Here is a 1,379-nt window from a genome sequence, read left to right as displayed (position 1 = left end):
CGTTTGCGGCAGGCGTACCAGCCGGCGACCATGAGGGCGATGGCGATGAGGGTGACCAGGAGCGTGAGGGGTGAGTCGATGAAGACCATGACGAGTACGCCGATGAGGAACAGCAGGGACAGGTAGCCGGTGTAGGGCGCGCCGAACATCCGGAAGGAGGGGCGTTTGAGCCAGCCCTTGTCCGCCCAGCGCTTGAGCTGGATCTGGCACAGGACGATGGTGGCCCAGGTGACGATGATGCCTACGGAGGCGATGTTCAGGACGATCTCGAAGGCCTGCGAGGGGACGAGGTAGTTCAGCGGGACGCCGAGCAGGGAGACGCCGGCGGTGATGGCGATGCCGCCGTAGGGGACACCGGCTTTGTTCATGCGCTGGGCGAACTTGGGGGCGGAGCCGGCTACGGACATGGAGCGCAGGATCCGGCCGGTGGAGTAGAGGCCGGCGTTGAGGGAGGACAGGGCTGCGGTGAGGACCACGAGGTTCATGATGACGTCCACGCCCTGGATGCCGATCGAGCCGAAGAACGTCACGAAGGGGCTGACGCCCTTCTGGTAGGAGGTGAAGGGCAGCAGCAGGGCCAGCAGGATGACGGAGCCGACGTAGAACACGGCGATGCGGAACACCACGGAGTTGATGGCCTTGGGCATGATCTTTTCGGGGTTTTCGGTTTCGCCGGCTGCGGTGCCGACGAGTTCGATGGAGGCGTAGGCGAACAGGACGCCCTGCATGAGGATGATCATGGGCAGCAGGCCGTTGGGGAAGATGCCGCCGTTGTCGGTGATGAGGCTGAAGCCGGTTTCCTGGCCGGGGACGGGGGTGCCGAAGATGACGAAGTAGGTGCCGATGAGGAGGAACGCCACGAGGGCGGCGACCTTGATGATGGCGAACCAGAATTCCATTTCGCCGAAGACCTTGACGGAAACGAGGTTCAGGCAGAGGACGACGACGAGGGCGGTCAGTGCCCAGACCCACTGGGGGACGTCGGCCATCCAGGGGATGTAGTTGCCGAAGAAGTTCATGTAGAGGGCGGCGGCGGTGATGTCCACGATGGTGGTGGTGGCCCAGTTGATCCAGTAGAACCAGCCCGAGACGAAGGCTGCCTTCTCGCCGAAGAATTCACGGGCGTAGGAGACGAACGAGCCCGACGAGGGCCGGTGCAGCACCAGTTCACCGAGGGCGCGCAGGATCAGGAAGGCGAAGAAGCCGCAGACAGCGTAGGCGATGACCAGGGATGGCCCGGCAGCGTTGAGCCGGCCGCCGGCGCCGAGGAACAGGCCGGTGCCGATCGCGCCGCCGATGGCGATCATCTGGATCTGCCGCGGTTTGAGGCTCTTGTGGTAGCCCTTGTCCTCCGCGTGGAGAAGGTTCTCGGTGGCATG

General features: G+C 64.4%; 1 protein-coding gene. It reads right to left on the bottom strand.

What is annotated here, in order from left to right; genetic code table 11:
* On the bottom strand, positions 1–1,379 hold a 1,379-nt coding region (locus ACTHQX_RS21655), incomplete at both ends, for an amino acid permease (RefSeq protein WP_440159296.1).

It is taken from the genome of Arthrobacter sp. SAFR-023 (assembly GCF_051965295.1).
GTDB lineage: Bacteria > Actinomycetota > Actinomycetes > Actinomycetales > Micrococcaceae > Arthrobacter.
Note: the sequence above shows the minus strand (reverse complement) of the source record. Positions and strands in the feature narration are given on the sequence as shown.